The 17,575-nt window shown below is 65.5% G+C and carries 10 protein-coding genes; 8 read left to right on the top strand and 2 right to left on the bottom strand.

Annotated features, from left to right (window positions below; all coding sequences use genetic code 11):
- Nucleotides 1-207 precede the first annotated feature (207 nt).
- The 8 genes from WD006_RS18190 to WD006_RS18155 all read left to right on the top strand — a co-directional run bounded on the left by WD006_RS18190 (nucleotide 208) and on the right by WD006_RS18155 (nucleotide 15,281).
- Entirely contained in the window at nucleotides 208-1,164 is a 957-nt protein-coding gene (locus WD006_RS18190) for an alpha/beta hydrolase (RefSeq protein ID WP_011517920.1), read from the top strand.
- 115 nt (nucleotides 1,165-1,279) lie between these two features.
- Nucleotides 1,280-2,383: a uroporphyrinogen decarboxylase gene (gene hemE, locus WD006_RS18185; protein WP_008650152.1), complete on the top strand. Its 1,104-nt coding sequence runs from the start codon at nucleotides 1,280-1,282 to the stop codon at nucleotides 2,381-2,383.
- 501 nt (nucleotides 2,384-2,884) lie between these two features.
- Nucleotides 2,885-5,179, top strand: coding sequence for a primosomal protein N' (locus WD006_RS18180; protein ID WP_011517918.1), 2,295 nt, complete (start codon nucleotides 2,885-2,887; stop codon nucleotides 5,177-5,179).
- 197 nt (nucleotides 5,180-5,376) lie between these two features.
- Nucleotides 5,377-9,339, top strand: coding sequence for a trifunctional transcriptional regulator/proline dehydrogenase/L-glutamate gamma-semialdehyde dehydrogenase (putA, locus tag WD006_RS18175; protein ID WP_011517917.1), 3,963 nt, complete (start codon nucleotides 5,377-5,379; stop codon nucleotides 9,337-9,339).
- A gap of 154 nt (nucleotides 9,340-9,493) precedes the next feature.
- Nucleotides 9,494-10,645: a branched-chain amino acid ABC transporter substrate-binding protein gene (locus WD006_RS18170; RefSeq protein WP_008647384.1), complete on the top strand. Its 1,152-nt coding sequence runs from the start codon at nucleotides 9,494-9,496 to the stop codon at nucleotides 10,643-10,645.
- Between the two features lie 201 nt (nucleotides 10,646-10,846).
- Complete coding sequence (locus tag WD006_RS18165) at nucleotides 10,847-12,802, top strand: hypothetical protein (protein WP_011517916.1); 1,956 nt, start codon at nucleotides 10,847-10,849, stop codon at nucleotides 12,800-12,802.
- 140 nt (nucleotides 12,803-12,942) lie between these two features.
- Nucleotides 12,943-14,163 (top strand): cation:proton antiporter, encoded by a 1,221-nt coding sequence (locus WD006_RS18160; protein WP_011517915.1) that lies wholly within the window; start codon nucleotides 12,943-12,945, stop codon nucleotides 14,161-14,163.
- Complete coding sequence (locus tag WD006_RS18155) at nucleotides 14,163-15,281, top strand: YbdK family carboxylate-amine ligase (protein ID WP_011517914.1); 1,119 nt, start codon at nucleotides 14,163-14,165, stop codon at nucleotides 15,279-15,281. Before WD006_RS18160 ends, WD006_RS18155 begins: the two co-directional genes overlap by 1 nt.
- Before the next feature lie 36 nt (nucleotides 15,282-15,317).
- Here WD006_RS18155 and WD006_RS18150 read toward each other — a convergent pair whose 3' ends face one another.
- Both WD006_RS18150 and WD006_RS18145 read right to left on the bottom strand, forming a co-directional pair.
- The gene (locus WD006_RS18150; RefSeq protein WP_011517913.1) at nucleotides 15,318-16,064 is read right to left on the bottom strand and encodes an MBL fold metallo-hydrolase; all 747 of its coding nucleotides are present in this window, start codon (nucleotides 16,062-16,064) and stop codon (nucleotides 15,318-15,320) included.
- A gap of 92 nt (nucleotides 16,065-16,156) precedes the next feature.
- Nucleotides 16,157-17,533 carry an L-serine ammonia-lyase gene (locus tag WD006_RS18145; RefSeq protein ID WP_011517912.1) on the bottom strand — a complete coding sequence of 459 codons (1,377 nt, stop codon included), beginning with the start codon at nucleotides 17,531-17,533 and terminating at the stop codon, nucleotides 16,157-16,159.
- Nucleotides 17,534-17,575: the final 42 nt, after the last annotated feature.

Raw genomic sequence — 17,575 nt, 5'->3', positions numbered from 1 at the left:
TCATCGCGTGTTCCGTCATAATGTGCGCCAGGAAGTGCAAAAATGAAGACTTGCTAGTGTCTTGAATGCATTACGTTTTCTGCCCATTAATACGCCGTGTTCCCCACATTCGGGGGATAAGAAAAATCGGGTTTCTGATTTTGTGTTCGGCAGCGCATTCAGCGTTACGATTCGAAACGGTTAGCAAAGCGATTTTCGAAGTTTCCGATGGCCATCGACCCCCAGCTACTCAGCTACTACCGCCAGATGGCGGACCTGTACGCCAACGAACCCATTCCCGAGGATGCCGCAGCGCGGCGCTCGCGCTTCGAGGATGTGGCCGCGCGCTCGCGACAGCCGGACACCGAGGAGATCTCCGTCACCGATCTCGCGATCCCCGTGGACGGCGCGGCGTTGACGGTGCGCTTGTTCAGGCCCGCCAATGTTGAGCAGCCTCGACTGATTGTCTATTTCCACGGTGGTGGCTGGGTCGTCGGCTCGCCGGAAACGCATCACACGGTGGCGGCGCTGCTGGCAGCCGACACACAGTGCGTCGTTGCCAGTGTCGACTACAGGCTGGCCCCGGAATACGCGTTTCCAACCCCTTGCGACGATGCGGTGGCAGCCGTGCAATGGCTCGCTGCATCGCGCGAGTCGCTTGGCGTGCATCCAGATTTTCTCGCCGTGGCTGGCGACAGCGCAGGCGCGCATCTGGCTGCGGCAGCGGCCCGCGTCGTCAACGAACAGCGCCGTGCGCATATCGTCCAGGCGCAGTTGCTGATCTACCCCGTGGCTGCGCCATTGCTCACGACCGAGAGCTATCGGGCGTTCGCGAACGGGCCTGGTCTCACCCGAGACGAAATGGCGTGGTACTGGACGCAGTTCATCGGCGCCGAAGAACTGGCCAAGGGCGCCGAGCAGGACGATCCCCGGATCCATCTGATGGCATCGCCGCCCGCCATGTTGCCCCCCGCCAGCGTCGTGCTTGTGGCGGCCAATGACGTGCTGCGTGATGACGGCCTGGCCTACGCCAACTTCCTCGTGCGCCACGATGCACCGGTGATCACGATCGAGGCGTCAGGTATGACACATGGCTTTGCGCGTCTGCAACCGGACGCACCACGCGCACGGGAGTGGATGCGCCGCGCCGCCGAGGCGTTCACAGGTGTGTTCGACGACCTCTGAGGACCGCCGAGGACCGCTGAGGCCCGATCCAGCGCAAGCATTCGTGTGGATATCACTCGCCATAGGGCTTGCGGGTGCGGGCATCCCTTAGAATGTCGGTCTCACGAGGATGACCATGACCGCATTGCAGAACGACACCTTCCTGCGGGCGCTGCGCCGGCAACCCACTGAATACACACCCCTCTGGCTCATGCGCCAGGCGGGTCGCTACCTGCCCGAGTACAACGCCACGCGCGCGCGCGCCGGCAGCTTCCTCGGCCTGGCCAAGAACCCGGCCTACGCCACCGAGGTGACGCTGCAGCCGCTCGACCGCTACCCGCTCGACGCCGCGATCCTCTTCTCGGACATCCTCACCGTACCCGATGCGATGGGCCTCGGCCTGTCGTTCGCGCAGGGCGAGGGCCCGCGTTTTGCGCATCCGTTGCGCACGGAAGCCGACGTGGCCAAGCTCGCGGTGCCGGACATGGCGTCGCTGCAATACGTGTTCGATGCGGTCAGCGAAATCCGCAAGGCGCTGGTGCAGGACGGCCGTCAGCGTGTGCCGCTGATCGGTTTCTCGGGCAGCCCGTGGACGCTGGCCTGCTATATGGTCGAAGGTGGTGGCTCGGACGACTTCCGCACCGTCAAGGCGATGATGTACGCCCGGCCCGACCTGATGCATCGCATTCTCGACATCAATGCTACCGCCGTGTCCGCGTACCTCAACGCGCAGATCGAAGCCGGGGCCCAGGCCGTGATGGTTTTCGACACCTGGGGCGGCGCGCTGGCGGATGGCATGTATCAGGCCTTCTCGCTAGCGTACATGCGCAAGGTACTTCAGGGCCTCAAGCGCGAGCACGACGGCCAGCAGATCCCAGTGATCGTATTCACCAAGGGCGGCGGCATCTGGCTCGAGGAAATCGCCGGGATCGGCCCGGATGCGATCGGGCTCGACTGGACCGTGAACCTGGCGAAAGCTCGCCGTCGGACCGAAGGCCGCGTGGCACTGCAAGGCAATATCGACCCGACCGTGCTGTTCGCGTCCGAATCGGCCATCCGCGAACAGGTACGGGGCGTGCTCGACTCTTACGCATCCGCCGGTGGCAGCGATGGACACGTCTTCAACCTCGGCCACGGCATTTCGCAGTTCACGCCGCCCGAGAACGTTTCGGTCCTGGTTGACGAAGTGCACAACCATAGCCGCAAGCTGCGCGCCGGGCAGGTTGCAGCGGCCGTCTGAAACAGGCGTTTTCCCCGCGGCGCAGCGATTCGTCGACCCGACTGCGCCGCTGTGTCGCAGTCGTCGCTATCGATAAGCTGTCAAGTAAACTATTTGCGTTATTTCGCCAAAAAGGTGCTGGGCGGTTGCTGTCAAGGCTTGACTTATGCACACCGATAGGTTTGCCGCACCGCAAGACGGGGTAACCCCTTAACTCAGTTGGGGGGTGTTTGCAACCCATTGATTCATAAGGCTTTGAATCTTTCTTTAAGAACCGTGTAAGGTCGATGAAAGCCTTGATTCATGGGCCTTGCGGGGAACTCGGCGCGACTTTTCAACAAAGTTATCCACAGGCGTGACAGATACCTTGGAAAAGCCACCAAGGATCATCGACTTAGGGTCACATTTCAGGTTTTACTTTAAGTTGATGTTGCGCCGCACACAGACCCGTTCGGAAAATCCTGTTACGCCAGCCATGCACAACCATCGCGCAGCCGGACTGCACCACGCTGGAGCTGGTCAATGACATCGGCGGCGGCGCCTGTGGATACTGCGTTACAGCCCGCATCCGCTGAGGCTGCGGCGGGCCTCGTGCGCGTCGCATTGGATACCCCCGCTGACGACTACTTCGACTATCTGGCGGATGCCGCGGTGATGCCGGGCGAGCTCGTGGTCGTGCCATTTGGCAAGCGCCATGTCATGGGGGTCGTGCTCGATCGACCCGACAACACCGAGGTACCCGCAGACCGCCTGAGGCCGGTGACGGGCCATCTGACGTGGATGCCACCGCTCAACGCCGCGTGGATCGGCCTTGCCCGTTTTGCCGCGCGCTACTACCACCGCTGTCTGGGCGAAGTGATGCTGCCCGCGCTGCCGCCGTCGCTGCGCGATCCGCAGACGTGGGAACGGCTGGAACAACGCGCCCGAACCACGCAGTACCGGGTACGCCCGGCGCAGTCAGAAGCCTTGCTGGCGGCAGCGCCGTCGCGCGCACGAACCGTGCGGGCGCTGGCTGAAGCGTTGATTGCGGCGCCTGATGGGTTGCGCCTTGCAGAAGCCCGCGAGCTTTGCACGGCGGCCCCGGCACGCCTGGCCGAGTGGGAGGCCGCTGGTTGTATCCAAAGCACCCATGCAGACCGTCCGCTGCTCGATAAAGCCCCCACGCAGGTACCATCTGTCGCCCCGACGCTCCATGACGAGCAGCGTGCGGCCGTGGATGCCATCACCGCCGCCGAAGGCTATGCCGCCTTCCTGCTCCACGGGGTGACCGGCAGCGGCAAGACGGAAGTCTATCTCCACGCCATCGCCGCGCGATTGGACGAGGACCCAGCCGCCCAGGTATTGATGCTGGTCCCCGAGATCAACCTCACGCCCCAACTGCAGGCGCGTATCGCCGAGCGCTTTCCTGACCAGCCACTGGCCGTCCTGCATAGTGGACTGGCCGATCAGGAGCGCAGCCTCCAGTGGCTGGCAGCGCATCGCGGCGAGGCGCGTATCGTGCTCGGCACACGCATGGCCGTCATGGCATCCGTGCCGAACCTGAAACTGATCGTGGTCGATGAAGAGCACGACACCTCCTACAAGCAGCAGGAAGGCCTGCGGTACTCGGCACGCGATCTGGCCGTGTGGCGAGCCAACCAGTTAGGCATCCCGGTAGTGCTTGGCTCGGCCACACCGTCCATGGAGTCCTGGTACCGGGCGGAGCAGGGCGCCTATCGCAAGCTGGTGCTGCGGGATCGCGCCCAGGCGGATGCCGCACTGCCCACGGTCAGGCTGATCGACCTGAACCATGAACGCCAGCGTCAGCGCACGCTCTATGAAGGGCTGTCGGTGCCGCTGCTCGATGCCATCCAGCAGCGGCTGGATCGGGGTCAGCAGAGCCTGTTGTTCCTGAACCGGCGGGGCTACGCGCCAGTCCTGGCCTGCGACAGTTGCGGCTGGCTCTCGGGCTGCCCGCGATGCTCGGCGTACCTGGTGCTGCATCGCCCGGAGCGGCGGTTGCGCTGCCACCATTGCGGGCTTGAGGCGCCCGTGCCGCATCATTGCCCCGACTGCGGCAATGTCGACATCGCACCGCTTGGCCGGGGCACGCAGCGGATCGAGGAAGCGCTGGCCGCACGTTTTCCACAGGCACGCATCGCCCGGATCGACGCGGATTCCACGCGGCGCAAGGGCAGTGCGCAGGCCATGCTCGACGAGGTCCATGCCGGCGAGGTCGACATCCTGGTGGGCACGCAGATGGTGGCCAAGGGACACGACTTCCAGCGTGTCACGCTGGTGGGCATCGTCCACCCTGATGCCGCCATGTTCAGTCACGATTTCCGCGCGGCCGAGCACCTGTTCGCGTCGCTGATGCAGGTGTCTGGCCGCGCCGGCAGGGCAGGGCTGGGCGGCGAAGTGTTGATCCAGACCCGCTATCCAGATGCCCCCGCATTGCAGGCTTTGGTTCGCCATGACTATGATGGATTCGCAGCCAGCCAGTTGCGAGAGCGCCGGCAGGCCGGGTTGCCCCCATATGCCTACCAGGTGCTGGTGACGGCCGAGCACGCGCAGCTCGAGCGCGCGCTTGCCTTCCTGCAGGCCGCTCGCGCGTGCGCGGATGCCAGTCCGATGGCAGCCGAAGTGCAACTGCATGACCCGGTGCCGATGTCGATGGTGCGCCTGTTCAACAAAGAGCGCGCCCAGATGCTCGTCGAAGCCGGCTCCCGTCCGTTATTGCAACGGTTTGTCAGTGAGTGGGTACGGACTTTCGATGATGCCGCGACACGTGTCAAAGGGGTGCGTTGGCAATTGGAAATCGATCCGCTACGCATTTGAGCGGAGCAGTCGCCACGCCGGGAAGTTGCGAAAGTGCAACCTTTTGTCCGCAAGTGAGCTTAGGGGTTGCACTAGGTTGCACCCCGTAATTCTCCGAGAGTAAGATCGCGCCAGTCCGGCTATCTGGCGGGTACGCACACGTGCGTATCGCCGGTGCAGCCAACCGATATTCCAAGATTCGCTGGAGAACCGATCACATGGCCACCACCACCCTCGGCGTCAAGCTCGACGACGCATCGCGCGAACGCCTGAAGCGCGTTGCCCAGTCCATCGACCGCACCCCGCACTGGCTGATCAAGCAGGCCATCTTCACGTACCTGGAACAGGTGGAACGCGGCCATCTGCCCCATGAAGCTGGTGCCGGCGCGACTGCAGATACCGATGGCGCCGATGCTGGCGACGCGACGCAGGCCGATGCCGCGCCGCAACCTTTCCTCGAATTCGCGCAGAGCGTCCAGCCTCAGTCGGTACTGCGCGCGGCCATCACGTCCGCCTACCGCCGTCCGGAAACCGAATGTGTGCCGGTGCTGCTGGAGCAGGCGCGCCTGCCGCAGGCGCAGGCCGATGCCGCCATCAAGATGGCGCGAGCCCTGGCGGCCCGGCTGCGTGAGCAGAAAGTAGGCAGCGGACGCGAGGGGCTGGTGCAGGGGCTGATCCAGGAGTTCTCGTTGTCGTCGCAGGAAGGCGTGGCGCTGATGTGCCTGGCCGAAGCGCTGCTGCGCATCCCCGACAAGGCCACGCGCGATGCGCTGATCCGCGACAAGATCAGCGGCGCCAACTGGCAATCACATCTGGGCCAGAGCCCGTCGCTGTTCGTCAACGCTGCCACCTGGGGCCTGCTGCTGACCGGCCGGCTGGTGGCCACGCACACCGAAGCCGGACTGTCGAAGGCGCTGACGCGCATCATCGGCAAGGGCGGCGAGCCGTTGATCCGCAAGGGCGTGGACATGGCGATGCGCCTGATGGGCGAGCAGTTCGTGACTGGCGAAACAATCTCCGAGGCGCTGGCCAACGCGCGCAAGTACGAGGAAGAGGGCTTCCGTTACTCGTATGACATGCTCGGCGAAGCGGCGATGACCGAGGCCGATGCCCAGCGCTACCTGGCGTCCTACGAGCAGGCGATCCACGCGATCGGGCAGGCTTCGCGCGGCCGTGGCATCTACGAAGGCCCAGGCATCTCGATCAAGCTATCCGCGCTGCACCCGCGCTACAGCCGCGCGCAGCACGAGCGCGTGATCACCGAACTCTACGGTCGCCTGAAGAGCCTGACGATGCTGGCCCGCCAGTACGACATCGGTATCAACATCGACGCCGAGGAAGCGGACCGCCTGGAAATCTCGCTCGACCTGCTTGAGCGGCTCTGCTTCGAGCCGGAGCTGGCCGGTTGGAACGGCATCGGCTTCGTGGTGCAGGGCTATCAGAAGCGCTGCCCGTTCGTGATCGATTATCTGATCGACCTGGCGCGCCGTAGCCGGCATCGCCTGATGATCCGCCTGGTCAAGGGTGCGTACTGGGACAGCGAGATCAAGCGCGCCCAGGTCGACGGCCTGGAGGGCTACCCGGTCTACACGCGCAAGGTCTACACCGATGTGTCGTATGTGGCCTGCGCCCGCAAGCTGCTGTCGGTGCCCGACGCGATTTATCCACAGTTCGCCACCCACAACGCCCACACGCTGGCAGCCATCTACCAGATCGCCGGCCAGAACTATTACCCCGGCCAGTACGAATTCCAGTGCCTGCATGGCATGGGCGAGCCGCTGTACGACCAGGTGGTCGGCCCGGTGGCGGATGGCAAATTCAACCGGCCGTGCCGGATCTACGCGCCGGTCGGCACCCACGAAACGCTGCTGGCATACCTGGTGCGCCGCCTGCTCGAGAACGGCGCCAACACCTCGTTCGTGAACCGGATCGCCGACGAGACGATCGCGCTCGACGATCTCGTCGCTGACCCGGTGGCCGTGGTCGAAACCATGCACAAGACAGAGGGCGTGCTTGGCCTGCCGCATCCGCGTATCCCGCAGCCGCGCGCGCTGTATGGCAAATCGCGCGCCAATTCGGCCGGCATCGACCTGTCGAATGAACATCGGTTGGCGTCGCTGTCGTCCGCACTGCTGGCCGGCACCAGCGAGACGCCGCGCGCGGAACCGCTGCTCGGCGCCGCAGTGGCGGGCACGGATGCCACGTCCGAGCCGGTACTGAATCCGGCGGATCGTCGCGACGTAGTGGGGCAGGTCAGCGAGGCAACGCCGGCTGAGACCGAAGCCGCGCTTGTGGCCGCCGTCAACGTGGCGCCGATCTGGCAGGCCACGCCGCCCGAAGTGCGTGCCGCCGCGCTGGAACGCGCCGCCGATCTGATGGAAGCCCAGATGCAGTCGCTGATGGGCATCATCATGCGCGAGGCCGGCAAGACGTTTTCGAACGCCATCGCCGAAGTGCGCGAGGCGGTCGACTTCCTGCGCTACTACGCGGTGCAGGTCCGCGCGTCGTTCTCGAACGATACCCATCGCCCCCTTGGTCCGGTGGTCTGCATCAGCCCGTGGAATTTCCCGCTGGCGATCTTCACCGGCCAGGTGGCCGCCGCGCTGGCAGCCGGGAATCCGGTGCTGGCCAAGCCGGCCGAACAGACGCCGCTGATCGCCGCCGCCGCCGTGCGTCTGCTGCGCGACGCCGGTGTGCCCGCAGCCGCGGTGCAATTGCTGCCGGGCCGGGGCGAGACCGTCGGCGCGGCGCTGGTAGGCGACGCCCGGGTCAAGGGCGTGATGTTCACCGGCTCGACCGAAGTTGCCCGCCTCCTGCAACGCAACGTGGCGAGCCGTCTCGATGCCGCGGGCCGTCCGATTCCGCTGATCGCCGAGACGGGCGGGCAGAACGCGATGATCGTCGATTCCTCGGCGCTGGCCGAGCAGGTGGTGGGCGACGTGGTGACTTCGGCCTTCGATTCGGCCGGCCAGCGCTGTTCGGCGCTGCGCGTGCTGTGCCTGCAGGAAGACGTGGCCGACCGCATCCTGGAAATGCTCAAGGGTGCGATGGGTGAGTTGACGCTGGGCAACCCGGATCGCCTCTCCACTGACGTTGGTCCTGTGATCGACGAGGAAGCGCGCGGCAATATCCTGCGCCATATCGAAGCGATGCGGGCCAAGGGCCGTCGTGTGCACCAGGCCGACCCGGGCGCGGCGGACACGCCGGCCTGCCGCCATGGCACGTTCGTGCCGCCGACGCTGATCGAACTCGATTCGATCGCGGAGCTGAAGCGGGAGGTGTTCGGTCCGGTGTTGCATGTGGTGCGCTTCCCGCGAACCGCGCTGGACAAGCTGATCGACCAGATCAATGGCACTGGGTATGGCCTGACGCTCGGCGTCCACACGCGGATCGACGAGACGATCGCGCACATCGTCGACCGCGCGGATGTGGGCAATCTCTATGTGAACCGGAATGTCGTCGGCGCCGTGGTGGGCGTGCAGCCATTCGGTGGCGAAGGGCTGTCCGGCACGGGGCCGAAGGCGGGAGGGCCACTCTATCTGCACCGGCTGCTGTCGGTCTGCCCGCAGGATGCCGTGGCGCGCGCCGTGCGTGCGTCGGATGCGACTGGTGGCGTGGCCGCCGCGCCGGTGTCGCCCGAACTGGCCGCGCTGAAGGCCTGGGCGCAGGCGTCGCTGCCCGAGGTGGCCGAGGCCTGCGATCGCCTGGCCGCGGCATCGCCGTCGGGGCTCGGTGTGACGCTGCCGGGTCCTACCGGCGAGCGCAACACCTACTCGCTGCTGCCGCGCGAGCGTGTGCTTTGCCTCGCCCAGCAGGAGTCCGATCTGGTGCTGCAACTGGCCGCCGTGCTGGCCGTCGGCAGCGAGGCGTTGTGCGTTGACACAGCGCAGACCAGGGCCCTGTCTGAAAGGCTTCCCGCCGCAGTACAATCGCGCGTCCGCATGGTTTCCGACTGGACGTCGACGGATACGGCATTCGATGCCGTGCTGCACCACGGCGATTCCGACCAGCTTCGCACGGTTTGCGAGCAGGTGGCCACCCGCACTGGTCCGATCGTCGGCGTGCAGGGCCTTGCGCACGGTGAACCGAATATCGCTCTGGAGCGTTTGTTGATCGAACGTTCGCTGTCCGTCAATACGGCGGCCGCGGGCGGCAATGCAAGTTTGATGACGATCGGCTGAGGCAGGCCTCGACCGTGGCGCGTCGCAGTGCGCGGCGGGGGCCGGTGATCCCGACCCCGTCGCAACCCAGGAACGGAGCGGTGCTGCCAACGCCGGTCCGCGAACATGCCGACACCGGCACCATATGGCACCCTATGGGACCCAAGGAGAACTGATGAGCTCGACATTCCGCAAGACGGCGATGACCGTTGCCATGGCCGTAGCCGGCCTGACCGCCGCCTCGGCCGCATTTGCCCAGGCGCAGGAAATCAAGCTGGGCTTTGCCGGCCCGATGACCGGTGGCCAGGCGCAGTATGGCAAGGACATGCAGAACGGTATCGTCCTCGCCATCGAGGACATGAACGCCACCAAGCCCAAGATTGGCGGCAAGGACGTCAAGTTCGTGCTGGTCTCCGAGGACGACCAAGCCGACCCGAAGACCGGTTCCGTAGTGGCGCAGAAGCTCGTGGACGCGGGCATCCAGGGCATGCTCGGCCACTTCAACTCGGGCACCAGCATCCCGGCGTCGATGGTCTACAACCGCGCCGGCATTCCGCAGATCGCCATGGCCACGGCGCCTGAGTACACCCGCCAGGGCTTCAAGACCACGTTCCGCATGATGACGTCCGACACCCAGCAGGGTTCGGTGATCGGCGCCTTCGTGGTGAAGAAGCTCGGCGCCAAGAACATCGCCATCGTCGATGACCGCACGGCCTACGGCCAGGGTCTGGCCGACGAGTTCGAGAAGGCGGCCAAGGCCGCTGGCGGCAAGATCGTCCGCCGTGAGTTCACGAACGACAAGGCCGTGGACTTCAAGGCCGTGCTGACCAACATCAAGCGCGCCAACCCGGACATCATCTTCTACGGCGGCGCCGAGACGCAGTCGGCCCCGATGGCCAAGCAGGTGAAGGAACTGGGCATGAAGGCGCCGCTGGTGTCGGGCGAAATGTCCAAGACCGACAACTTCCTGAAGCTGGCCGGCCCGGCAGCCGATGGCACCGTGGTGTCGCTGGCCGGCCTGCCGCTGGACCAGATGCCGGGTGGCGTGGCCTATGAGAAGAAGTACGAGAAGCGCTTCGGCTCGAAGGTGCAGACCTACTCGCCGTATGCCTATGACGGCGCCACCGCGATGATGACGGCCATGATCAAGGCCGGCTCGGCCGATCCGGCGCGCTACCTGCCGGTGCTGGCTGCGACCAACATGCAGGGCGTGACCACCAAGACGCTGGCCTACGATGCCCGCGGCGACCTGAAGGACGGCGGCATCACCGTCTACAAGGTGGCTGACGGCAAGTGGACCGTGCTGCAGACCGTGGGCGGCAAGTAAGCCAGCCCGCATCGGCGCGCCGGACGGCTTTCCTCCGCCCAGCGCGCCGCGCGATACCAGACGCCACCCGGGCCCGGCCCGTGGTGGCGTTTTTTGTTGGGCGGCGGGAACCGGCCCGAAATCCCCGCTGTTCTTTCCCGGGTGATTCCCGCGGTTAGCGCATAATTCCGCTTTTGCTGAATTCTTGAGAAGGAACCGACCGTGCAGGATGTCCGTTACGAGCACGCGATCGCGCTAGCCAATGCCGGGCGCCACGACGAGGCGCTGCAGGTGGCCGACCAGCTCTGGGAGGCACACCCTGAGGTGGTGGACTATGCAGCGCTGCGCGCGCAACTGCATGCCGATCGCGACGATGTGCCTGGCGCGCTGGCCGCGCTGGACGAGGCGATGGAACGCCTGCCTTCGCTGTCGCTGGCGCCAGTGCACCGCTGGGCGTCACGTGGCGCGCTGGCCCATATCTACGGCACGCTGCTGATGCGCGAAGGGCGTGATACCGAGGCGCAGCCGTGGATGCATGAAGCGGCGCGCCGCAACGGGCTGGCCACAGGCGAATGGGCGGCGCATTTCTATGCCGGCTTCGTCGCGCTCCGCCTCAATGACTTCGCCCTGGCGGGCCGCTATTGGCACGATCTGCTCTATCGCGCGCCGGACCTGGGCGCGGGTGACATTCTCCCGCTGGTGCAGGACTACGTGGCGCGTTGCGATGCCGCCGGGCAACTGGGCGAGCCGCTGCTGCGCGTTTGCCTGGGACGTATCGCGCTGGATTCCCCCGAACTGCTCGATCTGACACCGCCCGAGGGCGATGCGCTCGCTGCCATGCAGGCCGAACGAGTGCTGGCCGAGCAAGCCGACCACCCCGAGGCACGCCGTTTGCGCGCGCCACTGCGTCTGGGCAGTGATCCGGCGGGTGCGCTCGATGACATGGATACCTATCTGCGTCAGGAGGCCGATCCGCTGACACAGGTACGCGTGTTGACCTTGCGCAACCAGCTCAACGCGGCCGCACCGGCCAATGCGCCTGCGCCGCAACCCGCATGGACCGGCTTCGCGCTGACGGCCGACGCCGACGACGGCGCGCTGTATTTCCATGCGGCCAGCGCACTCGGTGCCTTCATCGACGAGGTGCCGGCGTCGCAGGCCACGCTCAGGCCGCTGCTAGAGGCCGCCTGCCGCAAGGGCCTGGCTTGCTTTGAGTCGTACTTTTCCACAGGCGAAGGCGACCCACGCGGCCACGGCGGCAATGCCGATCCTCATCTCTATTCGCTGCTGTGCCGTCTGCTGGCGCGTCTGCTGCCTGCCGACGAGGCGCATCTGGAGGAAAAGCTGGCGTTGCACCGCAAGGGTATGGCGGCGAGCGATTTCATCGACCACTGGATCGACCTGCTCGACACGCACGCGGCGGCAGGCCAGCATCAGCAAGTGGTCGACCTGGCCGGCGAAGTCATGAACCGCTACCCGGTGGAACGCAATCCCGGCAACGTGAGCTGGGTGTTCAGCCGTCTGGTGGCGGCCTTGGCGGCGATTGGCGGCCGCGAGGCTACCGAGTCTGCCAGCGCGGCCATCTCGCATATGGATGCGCGTCTCGACGCACTGCCGGTGGAAGCGCGCAGCGAGGGCGCCCATGCCATGGCGCACGCGCGCGCCCACTATGCCGGGCTGCTCCAGTCCGGTATGGCGGCGATGGACGAGCATGACCGTGCTGATGCGCGCGCCGAACTCGAAGCGCTGGAGCGCCGCTCGATGCTGGTCGAAGACGCGTGGCTATGCAGTCGATTCGGCCAGATCTGGCGTGACCTTGGCGACAACGACCGCGCGCTGCCGCTGCTGGAGCAAGCCGTGCAGCTTGGCGAGCGCGATGGCCGGGGCCAGGCTCAGGCACGCGTGCAGCGGGCCGCGTTGCTAGTCGACCTGGCGCGCTTTCCCGAAGCGCTGACCGATTTTCAGCTTGCGTTCGCCGCGCGGGATGACTGGGATGCCAGAACCTGGCTGACGGCGGTACGGGCCGCCGTAGGCATGGCGCAGCGCGAAACGGCGCTTGCCTGGTTCGAAAAGGCTCGTGCGCTCGAGGGTGACAAGGGTGTCACCCGGGGTCTTTTCGCGCAGGTGGAAGCCGGCCTGAAGTCGACGCGTCCCAAATGGAAGGTCTGGGGCGTGTGAGCCCATTCTGAATTTGCCAACCCCGGGGAAACGCCATCTGCGAAGATGGCGTTTTTTAATGGCAGAAGCCGAAAGTTGCAAGCGTATTAAAAGAAGCGTCGGACAACACCCGACACGAAAGTTCATGTGCTTCCGTTACCATGTCGGCCATGAACGGACTAAGCCAACTTTTCCCATCCCTGCCACTGGCCCCGAGCGGATTGTTCTGGGTCGGGCTCGCGCTGGTTGGCGCGGGACTGGCCGGCGAGCTCTGCCGCCGCTGGCTCGGCTTCCCACGCATCGTCGGTTATGCGGCCGCGGGGTTGTTCGCGGGCACGCTCGGACGCAGCATCGTCGACGAGAACATGATCGCGCAGACGCGCATCCTGATCGACATGGCGCTCGCGCTGGCGCTGTTCGAGCTTGGCCATCGACTGTCGTTTTCCTGGCTGCGCGCGAACCGCTGGCTGCTGTTCACGAGCGGGGCGGAAAGCCTGCTGACCTGGGGACTGGTGTCCACGGTATTGCAGTGGCTCGGCGCATCGCCGGCCGTGGCGATTCTGGCGGGCGGTATTGCGGTCAGCACGTCGCCGACCATCGTGCTCCAGCTCAAGAACGAGTTGCGCGCCGAAGGCCAGGTGACCGAGCGGCTGATGGCCATGGCGGCCCTGAACAGCATCTACGCCGCCGTCATCGTGCAGGTGGCCACCGGCTGGCTGCACTCCGAGTACGGCAACATCGGCGCTGCGCTGCTGCATCCGCTCTACCTGCTGACTGGCTCGTGCCTGCTGGCGTGGGTGGTCGGCAAGGTTGGCCATGCCATTTACGCCCGCATGTCCGCTGACGATCACTACAGCTTCCTGGTGCTGGTTGGCCTGGTCCTGTTCGCGCTGGCGCTGACGCGCGTGCTGAAGTTGTCGATGCCGCTCTCGCTGATGCTGGCTGGCGTGGTCTTCAAGCATCAGGACCGACAGCCGCATGTGTGGCCCACGCACTTCGGCAGCGCGGGTAGCCTGCTAATTATCGTGATGATCGTCTCGCTCGGCCTGCCGCTGACGGCACATGACTGGGCGGTGGGTGGCATGCTGGCCATCGCGCTGGTCGTGATGCGTCACGTTGCCAAGCTCGTTGGCGTGATATCGCTGGGGTCGTTCTCGGGCCTGAGTCTGCGCCAGTGCACGGCGCTCGGGCTGGCGCTGGCTCCGATGTCGGGACTCGCCTATCTTTTGATGAACGACGTCGCCTTGCTGTATCCGGGAACCGGCTCGCCGCTGGCTTCGATCATTCTGTGTGCGCTGGCGATCGAGCAGTTGCTCGGACCCGTCATCGCGGCGTGGGCGCTGCATTATGTCAGCGAAGCGCGTGACAACGGAGGGCGCTGATGTCGCTCGAACCCTTCAAGCATTCCGAAGCCCTGACGTTTGGTGTCGAACTGGAACTGCAGCTCGTCAATCGTCATGACTATGACCTCGCGCCGTTCGCGCCGGACCTGCTCCGGGCGCTCAGGGGCACGCAACATGCCGGCGACATCAAGCCGGAGATCAGTCCGTCGATGATCGAGATCAGCACGGGGATCTGCCACGACTACGCGCAGGCGCTCGAGGAGCTGAGCGTCATGCGGGACCTGATGGTCAATGCGTCACGCGGCTTGAACCTCGGCATCTGCGGCGGCGGCACGCACCCGTTCCAGGTGTGGTCCGATCGCACGATTTCCGACTCGCCCCGCTACCAGTACATCTCCGAACTCTACGGCTATCTGGCCAAGCAGTTCACGGTGTTTGGGCAGCACGTCCATATCGGGTGTCCGAGCCCCGACGAGTCGCTGTTCCTGCTGCACGCCATCGGGCGCTACGTCCCGCACTTCATTGCGCTGGCCGCGTCGTCGCCCTATGTGCAGGGTGTGGATACCGGTTTCGCTTCGGCCCGTCTGAATTCGGTGGCGGCATTCCCGATGAGCGGGCGCGCGCCGTTCGTGCTGACTTGGGACGCCTTCAAGGCGTACTTCGACAAGATGCGCGCCACCGGTGTGATCGAGAGCATGAAGGACTTCTATTGGGACATTCGTCCCAAGCCGGAATTCGGCACGATCGAAGTTCGCGTCATGGACACGCCACTGACCGTGCAGCGCGCGTGCGACATCGCGGCCTATATCCAGGCGCTGGCGCGTTACCTGCTGTTGTCACGGCCATTCATGCCGCAGGAAGACGACTATCTGGTCTACACATTCAACCGCTTCCAGGCGTGTCGCTTCGGGCTGGAGGGCGAGTATGTGCATCCGAATGAACTGACTCGGATGCCGATTGCCGACCATATCCTGTCGATCTGCGATGCGCTCGAGCCACATGCGGAAGCACTGGGCTCGCTGGAGGCGCTATCGAATATCCGCGCGCTGGCGGCGAGCCGCAGCAACGACGCGCATTGGGTGCGCGCCGCCAATCGCGATGCGCACAGCCTGCGCGATATGGTGCGACAGACCTGCGAACAGTGGGGGGGCGGCTGAGGCAAGGCGCTGCGCCGACGCTGCGCAGCGCTCAACTCACGCGCCGTGCGGCACACTTTCCCCGTCGCGGCCGGTGATCAGACCGAGTTGCTGGTTGGCCGGCACGGCCACGTCGATCAGCTTTGGCCGGGGCAGGTTCAGGCCGCGCATCATCACGATGAACTCGTCGCGTGTACGTCCCGCCACCCGGCTGTTGGTGGCGCGCTCCTGACCGATCGTGGACTCGGTGCGGCCCTTGTAGTCATGCGCCGGATAGACACGCGTGTCGTCGGGCAGGCGGAAGAGTTTTTGCGTCAGGCTGTCGAACAGCGTGCCCGCATCGCCGGACTGGAAATCGGTGCGGCCACAGCCGTCGATCAGCAGCGCATCGCCGGTGAAGATGCGGCGCACCACGCCATCGGTGGTGGGCTCCTCCCACAGATAGCTCATGCTGCCGGCGGTATGTCCGGGCGTGTGGATGGCCCGTAGCACCTGATTGCCGAAGCGGAGCGTGTCGCCGTCGATGAGTTGCTTCTGCGCGGGCTTGATGTCGCAGCCCGACGGCGCCGCCGTGTGGGCGCCGGTCTGCTGTGCCAGATGCCCCGCCGAGGTGATGTGGTCGGCATGGGCATGTGTTTCCACCACCCAGGCCAACTTGGCGCCGGTGTCTGCAAGCACGCCGAGGTCACGCTCGTACTGGCGGTCCACGGGATCGATCAGCACCGCCTCATGGGTGTCCGCGTCGATCAGCAGATATGTGTAGGTGGACGACGTTTCGTCGAAAAGCTGATGGAAGGTCTGCATGGCCGTGTTGTTTTTGGCAAACCGAAGGTGCCTCAATCATACGTCGGCCATCGGTGCCTGCAACCTGCGTGGGTAACTGGAGGCACCCGGAATCAGCACTCCACGATATTGACCGCCAGGCCGCCTCGCGCGGTTTCCTTGTACTTGGTCTTCATGTCCGCGCCAGTTTCGCGCATGGTCTTGATGACCGAGTCGAGCGAGACGTAGTGCGTGCCGTCGCCGCGCAGGGCCATGCGCGCCGCATTGACCGCCTTGACCGCCGCCATGGCATTGCGCTCGATGCAGGGAATCTGCACCAGTCCGCCCACGGGGTCGCAGGTCAGGCCGAGGTTGTGCTCCATGCCGATCTCGGCGGCGTTTTCCACCTGCTCGGGCGTGCCCCCGAGCACGGCCGCCAGCGCACCGGCCGCCATCGAACAGGCCACGCCGACTTCACCCTGGCATCCGACCTCCGCGCCGGAGATCGACGCGTTGAGCTTGTAGAGCAGACCGATCGCGCCTGCCGTCAGCAGGAAGTCCACTGCGCCCTGTGGGTTCGCGCCCGGAATGAAGCGGTCGTAGTAGTGCAGCACCGCCGGAATGATGCCGGCCGCGCCATTGGTGGGCGCCGTGACCACGCGGCCACCCGCCGCGTTTTCTTCGTTGACGGCGATTGCGTACAGGTTGACCCAGTCCATGACCGAAAGCGGATCGGAAAGGGTGCGCTCGGCGCGCTCCGTCAGGTTGCGATACAGCTCGGGCGCGCGGCGGCGCACCTTGAATGGCCCGGGCAGTTCGCCATCGGTGCGGCACCCGCGTGCCACGCATTGCTGCATCACGTCCCAGATGTGGAGCAGGCCGTCCATGACCTCCTGCTCGGAGCGCCACGTGAGTTCGTTCTCCAGCATGAGCCGGGCAATCGACTTGCCGCTGGCGTGAGCCATGTCGAGCATCGCGCGTCCGCTGCGGAACGGATGCGGCAACTGGCGCTCGGCCGCTTGCAACTGCGTGTTAGGTGAGCCCGCCGTGACGATGAAGCCACCACCCACGGACAGATAGCGGGCCTCGCGTAGTGAGGTGCCGTCCGTATCGTAGGCGTGGAATTTCATCCCGTTGGGATGCTCGGCCATCGCCTCGCGACGATAGAACGCGATGTGTTCGCGTTCTACGAATGGCACCGTATGCGTGCCGAGCAGCGAGAGCTGGCGGCTCGCGCGTAGCGCGGCGAGCTTGGCGTCGATGGTGTTCGGGTCGACCGTGTCCGGCGCTTCCCCCATCAGGCCCAGGATCACGCCCTTGTCGGTGCCGTGTCCCTTGCCCGTCGCACCCAGCGAGCCATACAACTCCACGCGCACACTTGCCACCTGCGGCAGCAGCCCGTCACGCTCCAGCCCGTGGGCAAACATCAGGGCGGCGCGCATCGGGCCGACGGTGTGCGAACTGGACGGGCCAATGCCCACCTTGAACAGATCGAAGACGCTGACTGCCACGGCTGACTCCGGTAATGCGCCGCCAATAGGGGGCGCCGGCAC

Source organism: Cupriavidus sp. Met-2, from assembly GCF_049843575.1.
Classification (GTDB): Bacteria; Pseudomonadota; Gammaproteobacteria; order Burkholderiales; family Burkholderiaceae; genus Cupriavidus; species Cupriavidus metallidurans.
Note: the sequence above shows the minus strand (reverse complement) of the source record. Positions and strands in the feature narration are given on the sequence as shown.